This is a genomic window from Paenibacillus sp. 05T425, from assembly GCF_056396205.1.
This window is the reverse complement of the sequence record NZ_JBFTLA010000003.1, coordinates 140,339-154,972: the sequence shown is the minus strand read 5'-3', so window position 1 is coordinate 154,972 and position 14,634 is coordinate 140,339. Positions and strand designations below refer to the sequence as shown.

The 14,634-nt window shown below is 53.1% G+C and carries 11 protein-coding genes; 3 read left to right on the top strand and 8 right to left on the bottom strand.

Annotated elements, in window-relative coordinates; all coding sequences use genetic code 11:
- Nucleotides 1–30 precede the first annotated feature (30 nt).
- Nucleotides 31–969 (top strand): helix-turn-helix domain-containing protein, encoded by a 939-nt coding sequence (locus tag AC1DF0_RS07470; RefSeq protein WP_442052959.1) that lies wholly within the window; start codon nucleotides 31–33, stop codon nucleotides 967–969.
- Nucleotides 970–990: 21 nt separating this feature from the next.
- Nucleotides 991–1,206 (top strand): helix-hairpin-helix domain-containing protein, encoded by a 216-nt coding sequence (locus tag AC1DF0_RS07465; protein WP_442052960.1) that lies wholly within the window; start codon nucleotides 991–993, stop codon nucleotides 1,204–1,206.
- A gap of 24 nt (nucleotides 1,207–1,230) precedes the next feature.
- Here the strand turns inward: AC1DF0_RS07465 and AC1DF0_RS07460 are convergent, their stop codons facing one another.
- The gene (locus AC1DF0_RS07460) at nucleotides 1,231–1,911 is read right to left on the bottom strand and encodes an MBL fold metallo-hydrolase (protein WP_477573550.1); all 681 of its coding nucleotides are present in this window, start codon (nucleotides 1,909–1,911) and stop codon (nucleotides 1,231–1,233) included.
- 169 nt (nucleotides 1,912–2,080) lie between these two features.
- Here AC1DF0_RS07460 and thpR point away from each other — a divergent pair, with 169 nt between their 5' ends.
- Nucleotides 2,081–2,650, top strand: coding sequence for an RNA 2',3'-cyclic phosphodiesterase (thpR, locus tag AC1DF0_RS07455; protein ID WP_477573549.1), 570 nt, complete (start codon nucleotides 2,081–2,083; stop codon nucleotides 2,648–2,650).
- 15 nt (nucleotides 2,651–2,665) lie between these two features.
- On the opposite strand, the gene AC1DF0_RS07450 is transcribed toward thpR, so the two are convergent.
- From AC1DF0_RS07450 to AC1DF0_RS07420, 7 genes are all read right to left on the bottom strand, one after another.
- A complete protein-coding gene (locus AC1DF0_RS07450) occupies nucleotides 2,666–3,571 on the bottom strand; it encodes a fumarylacetoacetate hydrolase family protein (protein ID WP_477573548.1) in 906 nt (301 codons plus the stop codon).
- Between the two features lie 30 nt (nucleotides 3,572–3,601).
- On the bottom strand, nucleotides 3,602–4,375 hold the full coding sequence (locus AC1DF0_RS07445) for an SDR family NAD(P)-dependent oxidoreductase (RefSeq protein ID WP_477573547.1): 774 nt from the start codon (nucleotides 4,373–4,375) through the stop codon (nucleotides 3,602–3,604).
- Nucleotides 4,376–4,400: 25 nt separating this feature from the next.
- Entirely contained in the window at nucleotides 4,401–5,498 is a 1,098-nt protein-coding gene (locus tag AC1DF0_RS07440) for a mandelate racemase/muconate lactonizing enzyme family protein (protein ID WP_477573546.1), read from the bottom strand.
- Nucleotides 5,499–5,519: 21 nt separating this feature from the next.
- Nucleotides 5,520–6,305, bottom strand: coding sequence for an SDR family NAD(P)-dependent oxidoreductase (locus AC1DF0_RS07435; RefSeq protein WP_477573717.1), 786 nt, complete (start codon nucleotides 6,303–6,305; stop codon nucleotides 5,520–5,522).
- 7 nt (nucleotides 6,306–6,312) lie between these two features.
- Nucleotides 6,313–8,721 carry a glycosyl hydrolase family 95 catalytic domain-containing protein gene (locus AC1DF0_RS07430; protein ID WP_477573545.1) on the bottom strand — a complete coding sequence of 803 codons (2,409 nt, stop codon included), beginning with the start codon at nucleotides 8,719–8,721 and terminating at the stop codon, nucleotides 6,313–6,315.
- Nucleotides 8,722–8,815: 94 nt separating this feature from the next.
- A complete protein-coding gene (locus tag AC1DF0_RS07425) occupies nucleotides 8,816–12,772 on the bottom strand; it encodes a X2-like carbohydrate binding domain-containing protein (RefSeq protein WP_477573544.1) in 3,957 nt (1,318 codons plus the stop codon).
- Between the two features lie 84 nt (nucleotides 12,773–12,856).
- Nucleotides 12,857–14,536 (bottom strand): extracellular solute-binding protein, encoded by a 1,680-nt coding sequence (locus tag AC1DF0_RS07420; RefSeq protein WP_477573543.1) that lies wholly within the window; start codon nucleotides 14,534–14,536, stop codon nucleotides 12,857–12,859.
- Nucleotides 14,537–14,634: the final 98 nt, after the last annotated feature.

Here is a 14,634-nt window from a genome sequence, read left to right as displayed (position 1 = left end):
TTATACTTCAAGAGACAGGAGGTTACTGACATGTCATCTATCAAAACGTACATGGACACCTATGCCGAAGCGATCAACGAAGAGGTCGTCTATCAAAACCCGCTGCTGTTTCTAAAAATATGGGAAATCAGCGCGAATGCAAGCCAATACGGCCCTATTGAGAATCAACCGTGGCATAATCATAAAGAAGTCGAGTTTCTTGCGATATTGAAAGGCAGCTTAGGCGTCCAAAGCAAACACAATTACGTTGTCCTTGAACCAGGTGACGTTTTGGTGCTCGGAGCCTCACAGCCTCATCGAACCCACAAGCCTTTTGCTGACGACCAGCACTATATCGTGTTCCAGATCGATCTTGGCAAACATTTTGACCAAAGCACGATGCCGTATTTATCCTGCTTCTCGGAGCATACGGAACCGCTGGATAATCTGAACTACATCTTCAATAGCAACAACGCCGTCAAACAGGAAGCGCATAACTTCATCATGGATATATTCCATGAATCGCAGCGGCGCACGAGAGGTTATGAAATTGCCGTAAGCGCTGCCATCAAGCGCCTCTTACTGCTCATGTTAAGAAACGATAGCCGAGGCGTATTAAAGGATACGGAGGAAACGGACTTAGTCCGCTTCAGGCCGGTTCTTGACTATATTGACACGCATCTCGATGAGAAAATCAGCGTTGAGGAAGTATGCGCTTTGCTGAATCTGAGCTATCATTATTTCATCAAATATTTCAAAAAAACGATGGGGCTTTCCTTTGTTGAATACGTCAATTACAAACGAATCAAGAAAGCCGAGTTGCTTCTGCTGACAAGCGATCTTAATATTATGGATGTGAGCTGCGAGGTCGGCATCACCAACATGGCCCAATTCTACAAGCTGTTCAAGCGGCATAACGGCTGCTCGCCTAGAGAATTCAAGCTGTTCATGCGCAGCGGCTCCAAAGTAATAGAGATGCAGCATGAGTAGCTCTATATAAGGAGAGATACGATGACGTCATTAGACAAAAATGCACAAGAAATCGATTTACCTAAGATCAGCAACCCTGCTACTCGCGCGCTCACACAGGCTGGTTATTTTAAGCTTGAGCAGTTTACTAAAGTAACGGAGGCAGACATCCTCAAGCTGCATGGCGTAGGGCCTAAAGGAATTCGAATACTGAATGAATCTCTCCAAGCAAGAGGACTGTCTTTTGCGCAAAAGTGAATGTTTAGTCTAGGATTACATCGTTTATTGCCCAGCTTCTACGATTTCCCGCAGCCTATCGGCGATATGGTCTATGCACACGCCGCCATGATACGTGATGACCGAATCGATCGCTAGTTCTTGAAACTTAGCTACGGACTTCGTTGCCAGCTGATGATCGAGCGTGAACTTCAGATCGAAAGACTGGAGAACGCCGTCTCGGGACGTTAAGGCATCCCCTGCTATTAAGGTTTTGCTAGGGATATGGTAGAGCGATATATGATCCGGCGTATGGCCGGGCGTGTGTATGACTTGAATGCCGCCGGCATAAGGAAGAATATCGCCATCTTGAAGCATCACGTCCACTTTCACGGGCGATGAAACGATGATTTTGCTTTTAATAAGCGGAATCTCCCCAGCCAAGTAAGGTACGGCTGCTTCATGAGCCAGCACTTGAACAGCGCCCGCTGAAGCTTGCACAAGATCAGACAAGCTGCCGATATGGTCGCGATCTTGATGCGTAATGATGATTTTAGTTAATTTGTTGAACGGAACGGACTGCTGCTCCAATAGCTCGCGGATAAGCTCTAACTGACCGGGCAGACCCGTATCTACGAGAATGACATCCTGATCATCCCATAGCAGAGTCGGATAAACCACAAACGGCGTACCATTGGCATCCATCGTTAATTGAATCGCTTTTATTCCTTCATTGGGTCGTGTCATCTGGCGCAACATCCTCTCTTAACCTTTAATGAACAACAAGTTTATTTTACCACCAGCTAGGTTCGTAGAGCAAAGAAACAAACAACCACTTCATTCGAAGTGGTTGTTTGTGCTCTGGGAAGTTAGGCTACACTATTTTCGTAACCTATGATCGGAGGGGGAATTGAAATTGAGAAAGCCTCAATCGGAAAATATCCGTTTATTTATAGCACTGCCTTTGCCAGTTCCTATAAAGGATCAGTTGAAGCTGTGGGCTCAGCAAAATAAAGAAAGTCTTCCATTTCGCAAATGGGCGCATCCGGACGATTACCATATAACGCTTCAGTTTCTCGGGGAGATGCCGGCGGATAAGCTTGAGGCTCTCAACATCGCGTTAGCCGACATTCACTATCCCACCTTTGGATTACACCTCACCGACGTCGGTACATTCGGACCTACTGCAGCGCCAAGAGTTTTATGGGCAGCCATTGACGGCGACCTTGTACACTTGACCGCTCTGCACGGTGAGGTCGTGAAGAAAACGAGTCCGCTTGGATTTGTTCCGGAGGAGCGCCCTTACAAGCCGCATATTACGCTGGCGAGAACGTTTGCCGGCGAGGGCAGCTTGGATGTGACGGCTTTCTCTAGCTTTCACTCATCGCAACGATGGTTAGTTGACCATTTTGTGCTTATGCGCACTCATCTGAACACGTCGCCCATGTATGAAGTCATAGGCAAATACCCCCTACAACCTCGGTAGGGGGTATTGCCGCCATTATGCCTCGCTTACCATACGATTCGTTAATTGGCCCAAGCCTTCGATCTCAATCGTTACGATGTCGCCGGGCTTCAAATATACGCGCTTGTCGACCGGATAACCGAGCACGACGCCTTCCGGTGTTCCCGTTAATATGATATCGCCAGGTACAAGCGTCATATGCCGGGAAATATAGCTGACGACCTCATCGCAATGGAAAATCATATCCGATGTATTCGAATGCTGGCGCTCGTCCCCGTTCACGAAACATTTGATAACCAACGCGTTCGGATCGGCGATCTCATCCTTCGTAACCAAATAAGGTCCAAGCGGGCTGAAACCGTCGCAGCTCTTGCCGAGCAGCCACTGCGAGGTTCTCATCTGCAGCTCGCGAGCGGACAAATCATTTGCACAGCAGTAGCCGAATACGTGGTCAAGCGCTTGCTCCTTGCTGACGTTTTTGGCTGTACGGCCGATGACGATAACGAGTTCCGCCTCATAATCGACTTGGCTCGTCACCCGTTCCGGCAATACGACGTCTTGAAGATGACCCGTCAATGTATTATTGAACTTATTGAACAGAATCGGAAATTCCGGAATGGCCGCATTCGTTTCAATTGCATGCTGCCTGTAATTAAGCCCCACGCAAATGATTTTGTTCGGAGCCGGCACGCAGGGGCCGAATTGGACTTCCTCTTCGCGAATCAGCAAGTCACGCCCGTGACCTGGCGATAGGAGCAAACGCTCCACATAGCCGTTTAAGCTTTCCACAGCCTTCTCGCCTCCGGCTATAACGTCCATGATTGACGTCGGAACTTCGGAATCGGGCATGCGCTCGAGCGCGGATAAAATATCGATAATACCATCACTTCGCTTGACTCCAAGTCTGTATTGCCCCTCTTGATTAATCGCCACGACCTTCATTTTGGTTGTTTGCCCCTTCCCTTTCTGGTATTAAGCATCTTTGCCAAATACAACTCCACCGTCAATGTACAGTGGTGAGCCCATCATGAACGATGACTCCTCCGAAGCGAGAAACAGCGCTGCGTTGGCCACGTCTTCGGGCTTGCCCAATTGTCCGCTAAGCTGCCGCTTCTGAATCGCCGCAATCGCTGCTTCCGGATCGTCATAGGAACGCTCCAGGTAAGCCTCGACGAAAGGTGTCATAATCGTTCCCGGCAATAAGGCGTTAACTCTTATATTATACTTTGCATAGTCAACTTGCATCGACTTTGTTAAGGCAAGCACCGCACCTTTCGAAGCGGAGTAGGAAGCTCTTCGGGCCAAACCAATCTCCGCAACGCATGAAGACATATTGATGATCGTACCTGCTCTCCGCACCATCATATGGGGAACCACATACTTAGAGGGCAGGAACACGCCGCGAACATTGACGCTCATCACGCGATCCCATGCCTCAGGCTCGATTTCATGAATCGCTCCGACTCCGCTTATGCCCGCGTTGTTGAACAAGATATCGATTCGCGAGCACGCCTTGATCGCTTCGCCCACCATCGCCTGTACCGCTGCCGCATCCGTCACGTCGGCAAGCAGGAACAGCGCTTTCCCTCCCGACTCTCGTATGCGTTCAACCGTTTCTAATCCGCTGCGCTCGGAAACATCGTTAACAATAACGAAAGCGCCCTCCATAGCGAACCGTTCGGCCGTCGTTTGTCCGATTCCAGAGCCTGCTCCCGTCACCAGCGCAACCTTATTTTGAAGCTTCATCGTTCCTCCCCCTCCCATATTGCGTCTACCTGATCCGGAATTGGTCAAAATATCGGGGGATGATTTCCGTCGATGCACCCGGCATTTCCGGCAAAATGTAATGGCCGTCCTTGACCGTAGCCGGCTCCACAAAGATCGTCCGGATCCACGGAATATACTCGAGCATGATCGCCCCTTGCGTAGCCGCCACCAAATGCTGATGAATTTGGCCCATATCGCCTACATGCGGACAGATCGGCACATCATAGGAAGCAGCAAGCCCGGCAACTTGAAGCCATTCGGTTATGCCTGCCACCCGAGTTACATCCACCTGGCAATACTCTACCGCCCCTTGATGGATATAATCGCGGAACGCATATTTCGAGTAGACATGCTCGCCCAGCGCAATCGGAACGTTCAAAGCATCGGCAAGCTTCTTATGGCCGGCAATGTCGTCAGGATTAAGCGGCTCCTCCAGCCAAAATAAATGGAACTCCTCCAGTCTTTTTCCCCACGTCATCGCCGTATTGATATTCCACTGCTGGTTCACGTCGATCATGAAGTTGATTTGGTCGCCAATTGCCCCGCGAACTGCCTTCACGCGATCGTAATCCTCATGCGGATCAGGCTTGCCTACCTTGATTTTCACTCCCGTAAAGCCCTGCTCCACAATATCCGTAACATCCTTCAGCAAGCGGTCCTTCGACCAATTCAGCCAGCCGCCGTTCGTATTATACGCTTTGATCCCTTTGCTCTTATGCCCGCCGAGATATTGCCACAGCGGTTTATTGGACGCTTTCGCCATAATATCCCACAACGCGATATCAACGGCGGCAAGCGCCATATGGGTGATGCCGGCGCGTCCGATCCAATGCATCTTGCCGTATCGAAGCGTATCCCATATTTCTTTGACCATGAACGGATCTTTGCCGATCAACTCCGGCGCATAGTAACGGTCGATCGTATCCACAATCATAGAATCGCCATGGGCGCACGTCCCTGTGTAACCATAACCGACAAATCCTTCGTCGGTGAAAATACGTACGCCCGACAACCCCCAATGCGTAGCTGCATTAATCGCGTCCGTGATCGGCGGATCGATCGGAACATGCAGGATGAACGTTTCTACCTTTGTTATTTTCATATCATACGCTCCCTTAATCGATTAATAGCCTAGTGAAGCGCCGCCCTCTACCGGCAGCGCGACGCCTGTAATGAAAGAGGCCTGCTCGGAAGCAAGAAACATAACCGCTTGCGCCACTTCCGCAGCCGCAGCCGGCCTGCCTAGCGGATGCATATCGTTCAACAACTGAACCGTTGCCGCCGGATCTTCCTGCTGCGCTGTCCACGCATCCAATAACGGCGTTGAGACGCCCGCCGGACATATGGCGTTGACCCGTATGCCGTCAGGCGCAAGGTCGAGCGCAAGCGACTTCGTCATGGCGATGATGCCTCCTTTCGAAGCGGCATAGATCGGATTATTTCGCTGGCCCGTCAATCCGTTCAGCGAAGCCATGTTCACAATCGTTCCCTTCGATGCACGCAGCAGCGGCAATGAATGCTTAATCATCAAATAAACACCCTTCAGATTCACAGCGATTAACCGGTCGAAATCCTGGCTCTCGATGTCCTCGATCTGCTTCGGCATAATAATCGATGCGTTATTGTACAGCACGTCCATACGGCCGTATAGTTGCCGTACTTGCTCAAGCAAGCTGGTCACGTCCGCCTCTTGCGATACGTCGGTTCGTATTGCAACCGCCCTAGGGAGTCCGTTTGTCGCGGGATATTTCACGGTTAGCTCTACAGCGAGACGGCTAGCTTCTTCCTCGTTCCGGTCGGCAATGACGACGTTTGCCCCTTCGCTCGCGAACAGGCTGGCGCTGACCTCGCCGATTCCCGAAGCGCCCCCCGTGATGAGCACAACCTTATTTAAAAACCGCAAGCGCACCACTTCCTTATCGATTCCTATTGCTTTCCCCATATGTGAACCGCAAAGTTTCGCCTGCGACCGTATCGAGCTCCAATATCTCTCCTTCTAGCAGCAGTTCTCCGCTTGCCCGCTTGCAGCTTACGACGCCTTCCCAGCAGTTATACATCCGCAGCGGCGAGCCCGCTTCGCTCGTCACCTCGATCCACGCGACTTTTTCAGCTTCCTTGAAGGCGCTGACCAAAAATCCCCCTACCGCCCGCAGCGTAGCGAACTCGGCTCTTTTATCGTCCGGCCAATTCGGAAACAAGCGGAGCGTGCCGTTATAGCTTTGCAGCAAACACTCGTTAATGACGGCGGGCAATGCAAAATTCTCGAACCATATGCCCATGCGCCCCATGTAATCGAACGGCGTCGTATCGGAATATCGTCCTCCCGATTCCAGCAGCTTATCGGTGCAGGTGCCGTTCGGCAGCGTACAATAAACGATTTGCCGCTTGAAGCGCTCCAGATCGAGCTGGCCTAGCCGAGCTCCCGCCAGATTAAGAAACACGAGCTCATTACCGCCTTCGTTTCGGTGATTGCGATAAGAGTTCACCGCGATTTGGAATGTGTCCGGCGGCGAGTGCAAGCCATGCTCCTCGCCTGGAAATACCGTCGTTATGCCATTCGGTACGTTATAGACCACTTCAGGGTCTTCCCCCTCCACGGAAACGAACACGGTACCCCGCTGCGATTCCGCCGTCGGATACTCAGGAAACCGCGCCAACAGGTTGCTAATATCCGCAAGCAGCTGCTTTTCTGCCTCCGTTCTATCCAGAGCGGCGCAAGCCTCCGCGAAGGCGCGGAACAGAAACTTCGTCAGCGTCAGATCGACCATGCAGTCGCGGTTGCGCTTGAAGCCCGGCGTCAATTCGTACAGCTCGGGCACGACAGTCGGGAAAATGTGGTACCGATCGTCGCCCCAATCGTCACCACTGCTGCCTGGCCGCATCATATAATCCGCCATGAAGCGTGCCGCTTCTTTCATCGGCACGAAAGCCCGATCGGCTAGGAATGCCTTATCCATCGTGTACAAGTAATGCCACCACAAGCTCTGAACCGTCCATGGCGTTTCGCATACCTCCCAGCCCCAGTGCGGCACGGGATAAGGCATCATGCTCATCTCTACCGGGTAGGCTGAATGCGGGAAGTATGCGCCTCGCAGCCCATAGTAATCCTTCGCCCACTTGCGGCTGACCGGCAGCACATGATCCACCATATTGGCATACGCCAAGTGTTTGTCGGCATGATTGCTCGAGAACGCAACCCAGAACGGCTGCTGCGTGTTGTAGTTCATATGATAATCGCCATGCCACTCCGCTCCGATCTTACCGTAGCTCCAATTGGCGAATAAGCCCGGACAAGCCGCTTCCGGCTTGACGGAGCATTGGAAGAAATAAAGGTTTCTGTACCATACCCGCTCCAGCAGATCATCCTCCAACTCCACGCCAGACCGCGACCAATAACGCTCCCATACCTGCTTGGATCTGGCCAAAGCCGCTTCGAATGCGGATTCGTCAGGATCTTCGATCGCTGCAAGGGCTTGGGATGGCTTGCGGCTGACCGCATCGTCCGCCCCCTCCTCGAGCGCGGCGCACAGTGTGAACGAATAGCCCTTCCCTGCCGCCAGCTCCAGCAGATTGCCGCTTTCTCGAACGGCGACGGCGGAAGAGAGGCGAGCCGACAACCGAAACGCCCGTGCTTTGCTTGCATTCTCTCGACTCTCCGTGAGTGAAGCCGGCAGCTTCTGCCGGAAAGTTAAACCGCTAAGTTGGGCGCCTGACATTGGTTCGTATAACGGGAGCTCAATCGGCGTATAAGGATCCGGGATCAATTTCACTCGGTTAAACACGTTCGGAAGCGTCTCGGGCGCTCCTCCATCCTTGCTCCTAAGCGACACCCATAACCGGTCTTCCTCCTGGTCGACGAACAGAATCAGCCGGGCGCTTTGCTCCTCAACCTTAAGTTCGACCTCGCATAATCCTGTATTAAGAGACAATCGATGGCCGAGAACCTCCGTCGTTCTTCTATCGAAGCCAAGCAGAAGAGAACCGCAGGGCATCGGCCGCGGATACGGCTTATCGTAATTGTCCCCCGCCATTGCGACATATTCCCGATACCATGGATCGTCGGTTAAGGAAGCGTAATGTGCCGGGATTTCCTTGATTCGGGCGAACAGCTCCTCGAATCGCCCAATCTCATCCTGGTGATCTTCGGCAATCCGAATATCCCACACGTTATTGTGTCCGAAGTGAATGACGATCGCATCCGGCCTGGTCGTTACGACCGCCCCCATGCCGCCGTTGCCGAGCAGCGCTCCTTCGAAAAAGTCCTGCGCCGGCCCCTCGAACGAGATCGCATGTTTATCGGCGATTACTTTCCTGTTCAATGTCATCGGAATCTCCCCTATGCTGCCCTAGTTGGAATAAAGTAAAGGGCCGGGCTCTCTTCAAGTCCTGAGAGAACCCGGCCCATCTTCCATTGGTTGCTTAGTCAACCTTATATTTGATCTGATCCACCAGCATCACGTCTCCGGATGCCTTAATCCCTTTGATCGTATGCGGTACGTCCGCCAAGCCGTTGATGTCGAAGATGGTCTTGCCCGTCAAACGGCTGGCATGATAAGCGCTGACCGTCTGAACGAAGGCGCCGTCCACATAGATGTCGATATTGCCCTGCTGCGGCCCTTTCGGTCCGATCAGCGACACGCCTTCACCGATAAAGGAATACTCAAAGAAATCGCCGTTCGTTTCCGTGTATTGCACGTCCTGCCTGTAATCGGATTTGAAGGCAAGCGTTAGTGCTGTCGTACCTGCAGGCAACGATGCCAAGTATTGCTTCTTCACGGTCAATTGATTTCCAGACAGCTTGTAATCCTTATTCGGTTTCAAATTGTACGCACCGTTCGAAATGCCGATCAAATTGCTTGCATCGACTGCCAGCGTGACGACAACGTCTTCCTTCTCCGGAGGATTTTTATCGAAAATGCCCTTATCCGGCGTTAATCTCGACGCCTTCTGCACCCGCAATTGATCGAGGAGCATATACGAACCGGATTGCTTCACCGCCTTGAGCGTGTGGACGCCGTCCGGCAAGTCCGCGATGACGTACAGCGGCTCCTGCGCAACCCTGCTGCCGCGATACGCGCTTACCGTCCGTTGGAACTGGCCGTCCACGTAAATGTCGACGTCTCCTTGCGACGTATCCATTTCGGTCAACAACTCGATGCCCGTGCCGTGGAATGTATATTCGAAGAACGCGCCGTTCGTTTCGGCGAAGTGGACATCGTCCTTATAATCGCCGAATGCCCGATTTCTGCTGTGCTGCCATGCCCCCGAATACGCAATGCCTGCGTCCGCGTCGTTCACCGGGACGAACCGGCCTCTAGACGTATCGCGTACCGCGACGGCCAGATCTTGCGGTGACCCTTCGGTAAAGGAAAGCGTCAAATTCGCCATGCCGATATCCAGCCCCGCCAAGTAGCCCCGCTTGAGTGTCAATTGATTGCCGGATACCGCGTAATCCGACCCTTCGGTCAACACGCTCGTGCCATTCGCGACTTCGGTAAGCAAATTGCCGTTCAGACTAAGCGTGATGGTCGGTTCGTCCTGTTCCGATACTTGCTGGTCGAAGCTTACCGTCGTAGGGCTGATCGAGCTTTGCAGCACCTGCGACGCCGAAGTCACCTTCAATTCGTCGAGCAGCATGTAACTGCCCGATTTCTTCACCGCTTTCAGCGTATGCGCGCCTTCCGGCAGATCGGAGGCCGAATAAACGGCTTGCCTTGCAAGTCGGCTCGAATGGTAAGTATCGACCGTCTCCTGGAATACGCCATCCAAATAGATGTCTACTTCCCCTTGCGAGGAGTCTTTTTCCGTGACGTATTCAATACTGGAACCGGTAAATTCATATTCGAAATAATCGCCGTTCGCCTCCGTATAATGAACGTCATCGTTGTAATCGCCAAGCCCGCGGCTCCAGCTATACCCCCATGCGCCACTGTACGAAATGGCCGAATCATTATCGTTAAGCGAGATAATCTGGCTCGTCGTATCCGCGACCGTAATCGTAAGCATCGCCGTTTCGCTTCCGGCGAAGGAGAAGACAAGCCTTGTCGTGCCCTCCGGCTCCGCGGCCAGGTATTCTTTCTTAATCGTCACCTCGCTGCCCGATACGGTGTAGTCCGTTCCCGATGCGAGCGCCGTTCCGCCGTTCGCGATGCCTGCGAGAGCCGGACCGCCTGGCGTCAGCTCGACCGTGACGTCTCTTTGCAGCGAGGTCTTCTTGTTAAAGCTGCCTTCGGAAGGCAGAATCAGATCCGGCTTGATCACCTTCAGCTTATCGAGCAGCATGAAAATACCGGACTTTTTCACCGCTTTCAACGTATGAACGCCGTCCGTCAAGCCGTTAACGGCAAAGACGGTTTGCTGTGCAAGCCGGTTCGCATCGTACGTGTCGACGGTTTCTTGGAAAACCCCGTCCACGTAAATATCGATCTCGCCCTGCGAGTCGTGCTTCTCCGTGATCAGCTCGATGCCCGTGCCGGTGAACTCGTATTCGAAATAATCGCCGTTCGCCTCCGTGAAATGGACGTCGTCGCCGTAATCTCCTAATCCGCGGTTCCAGCTGCGATGCCACGCGCCCGTGTAGGCAACTGCCGAATCATCGTCGTTCAAGTTCACGATGACGCCTTCCGTCGTATCGCTGACCTCTATCGACAGCGTCTGCGCCACCCCGGCGCTGAATCCAACGATCAGCTTCGTCTCCCCTAGGGGAAGTCCGGCGGCATATTCCTTCTTGATCGTTAAGGTCGAGCCGGACACTGTGTAATCGGTCCCGTTCGACAGAGCCGCGCCCCCGTTCGAAACGCTGCTTAACGTATTGCCGTTAAGCGTTAACGAAATCGGAATGTCGGCCCTAGCGGCAGGCTTCTTATTGAACTTCGCCGAGCTTGGCTCGATGAGACTGTTCTGTACGCGGGAATCGGTAACGGATACGAGCAGATTTTGCTTGCCCCCCGTTTCCTCATATCCTCCGTTCGTGCTCCAATCTCCGTCGAAGGAGAAGCCATGATCATCGTCATTCGCGCTAACCGTCCCGCCTTGCGGCGTCACTTTAAGCAAACGGGAGCCATGGGCGGCCAAATTCGCCGAGCTGAAGCCGTCGTTGAAACTTCCAAGCTCCGACTTGCTCCACAGATCGCGGACGGATGCCGGACCCGATAGCCCGATGTCGCTCCAGTCGACCTCAACCGTTGCGGCCGCGTCGTCCAAATTGAATAACGCGACCGTAAAGCTGCCGTCTCCGTTATTGGCATACCAGACCTGCTGATCGGTCTCGGTCGATAGCGGACGAGTCGGACGGCCGTTCTGGTTGACCGCGATGACCTCCTCGTTCGTAAGCAGCTCAAGGCCGTAGCTGTCCAGATTCGTCATATCGTTGCCGATATAGAGCGGCGCGGCGGACATCGCCCACAGCGTCATGGCCGTCTTGCGCTCGTCTTGCGTAATGCCGTCCATCGCTCCGTTGCCTACGTTGAGCGAATCGAAGTCGTTCCAGCCGCCCGGCTTGCCGTGCGGCCACCATTGCTCTGCTTTCGGGAACAGTCTTGCGATGCTGCTCCAGCTCGTAAGCCCTGCCGTGCCGCAGTAGCATTCGATATCCCAGTCAACGCGCCAGCCGTTGGCATACTGCTTCCAGGTGTCTATGTAGTTGATGTCCAGTGCCCACGACAGCTCCAGCCATATGCCGTGCGGCGCTAGCGCAGCCGACCAAGCAGCCACGTCGTCGCGCGCGTCCAGCGACAGGTCGGAGATGCCCGATCCCGGCGTCACGCTGTCAAACTTGAGAAAGTCGATGCCCCATTCGGCATACAAATCCGCAATGGAGTTAATGTAGCTTTGGGAGCAAGGGTTAGAGAAATCGATCTTGTAGCCCAGGTTCCAGTAATCCGCCTGCGACAGCGGCTGAGCGGCGATATCCTGCATCGAACAGCCAGGTGCGCCGTAGATGGGCAGATCGTCCTCGTAAGCTTGCGGCGACAAACCCGGAATGCCGTAAATGCCGATCTTCTGATCGTTCGAATGAACGTAGTCGATCACTTCCTGGAAGCCGTTCGGATAATGCGTCGTGCTTGGAATCGGACGTCCGTATCCGTCCATGCTTCCGTTCCAGCCAGCGTCAATGTTGATGTACTCGTAGCCGTATGGCTGCAGGAGCGTATGCATCGCATCGGATTGCGCTTTGATCTGAGCGGCGGAGATAATGCTGTTATTCCCGCTGTACACCTGCATGCTGAAGCTGCTCCAACCCATGTATGGCTTCAGTCCGAGGCCATTGTCGGCCGCTTCGACCACGTTGGATACCGGAGGCGCATACGTTAGCTGCACCGCAAAAATAACGAAAGCAAGGAAACACAAGCGCCATTTTCTCATCGACTTACCCACTTCATTCATCCCCTTTAACGTTAAAGTAGAGCAGAAAGCCCGGATCGTTGTATGTCCAGGCTTTCTGCTAGTTCATGCTTTTCGTTATTTATTCGAGGCGTCGTACGCTTTCTGCAAAATTTCCAAGTAACGGTCTACTTTCAGATCCTTCAATCCTTTGACATAAGCATCCCAATCTTTGGTCAGATCCTTGTTGCCGGTAACGAATTGCAACGCGCTTTGCTCCACGTATTTGCGAAGGTTCGTCTGGAGAATGCTCGCTTCGTCGGCTTCCGCCGGATCGACCCATACCGACCAGAGCGGGAACAGCTCCTTAGGCTCATGACCTTGGTAGAGCAATGTTGCTTGGTAGAGACGACGCTCGTAAGCGTTGGAATCGTAAATGTCGGTTCCTTGCACGAAGCTGTCGCGGTACTCGGAAGGCATGTAGAAGTGACCCATGCCGCTCCAGCCGGCATTGCGCGGTGCTTCCCCTTCAGCAGCAGGGATCGGCTTGATCATCGCTTTGACGCCTTCGCCCAGCGCTACATCGTCAGGACCCGGACGTTCCCAGTCGATGCCTTCCATGCCGGACGCCGCATTCGTCTGACCTTCCCATGTGAACATGTAGTCGACGAGCTTAATGAGCGCGATTTGAGCTTCTTTGCTCGCTTTGTTCGTAATGACGAATTTCGCGCCAGGCGCTACGCCGCCGCCGTCATGCGTCGCGAATGATGCACCGTTCGGGCCAGTAAGCGGAGGAAGGGGATTGTAATCGGCCGAATATTGGTTGCCCTTGTCGATATTGACGAAGATGGCTGGATGCATGCCCGCTCCGGCGCCGAGAATTTGCGTATCCGCGTTTTCGCCGATTTTTTTGAACGCTTCGGCGTTTTGGGTGAACGCTCCCGGGTCGATCAGTCCTTCGTCGTACAACGACTTGGCGTAGGCGAGCCCTTCTTTCCACTCTTCCTTAATGGCAGCGGACTCCACTTTGCCGTTCGTCAGGTTCAAATAGTTCCGGTCGTCATTGTAGACGAACCCGTTCATGAGGAACGGAAGAACCCGTACGCCGAAGTCTTCGGTCGAACCGCTGAGCGGAACTTCGTCCTTCACGCCGTTTCCGTTCGGATCGTCGTTCTTGAAAGCGCGCAGCACTTCGCGGAATTGGTCAGGCGTCGTTGGCATTTCCAGGTTCAGCTTCTCCAGCCATGAAGTGTTCAGCCACAGCTTATTCGGATACGAACAGTGGAAACATTGCGAATAAGCGACGAGACCGTAGATGTTGCCGTCAGGCGCCGTATTAAACGCCTTCAGATCGGCATTCGATTCCATTGCCGCTTTGATATTCGGCGCATATTCGTCGATTAGATCGTTTAAAGGTACGATTACGCCTTGCTTGCCGTATTTCAGCACGTCCGTCTGCGTGAATTGATCCACGTAGCCTGTGAGAATGTAAGCATCCGGATAGTCGCCGCTCGCGAGCGAGATTTGGCGTTTTTCCTTCGCGCCGTCGGACGGAATAACCTCAAAGTTTAATTTCATGTTGAACATGTCCTGCACATGCTGGGTGAATTTATTCGTTGGCAGATCGATGCTTTGGTCCTGCACGGCAAACACGCTGATCTCTACCGGAGCGGCTGGCTTCTCTCCTGTATTTTCCGATTCCTTAGGCGGCGATGAGGCGTTGCCCGGTTGATTGTTGTTATTGCTGGACGAGCATGCGGCAAGCACCAAGCATACCGACAAAACGATGGCGAACAAACCCGCGATTCTCTTTTTCAATGGTATCGCTCCCTTTTTATTAAATGGATGAATGTCTTAACGCGATGAAACGCGATGCTGGACGATCAAATCGATATAAGCACCACCTCCTTAAAATG

Coding starts and splice junctions, on each gene's coding strand:
- AC1DF0_RS07470 (WP_442052959.1), top strand. CDS start 31: ATGTCATCTATCAAAACGTACATGGACACCTATGCCGAAGCGATCAAC.
- AC1DF0_RS07465 (WP_442052960.1), top strand. CDS start 991: ATGACGTCATTAGACAAAAATGCACAAGAAATCGATTTACCTAAGATC.
- AC1DF0_RS07460 (WP_477573550.1), bottom strand. CDS start 1,911: ATGACACGACCCAATGAAGGAATAAAAGCGATTCAATTAACGATGGAT.
- AC1DF0_RS07450 (WP_477573548.1), bottom strand. CDS start 3,571: ATGAAGGTCGTGGCGATTAATCAAGAGGGGCAATACAGACTTGGAGTC.
- AC1DF0_RS07445 (WP_477573547.1), bottom strand. CDS start 4,375: ATGAAGCTTCAAAATAAGGTTGCGCTGGTGACGGGAGCAGGCTCTGGA.
- AC1DF0_RS07440 (WP_477573546.1), bottom strand. CDS start 5,498: ATGAAAATAACAAAGGTAGAAACGTTCATCCTGCATGTTCCGATCGAT.
- AC1DF0_RS07430 (WP_477573545.1), bottom strand. CDS start 8,721: ATGACATTGAACAGGAAAGTAATCGCCGATAAACATGCGATCTCGTTC.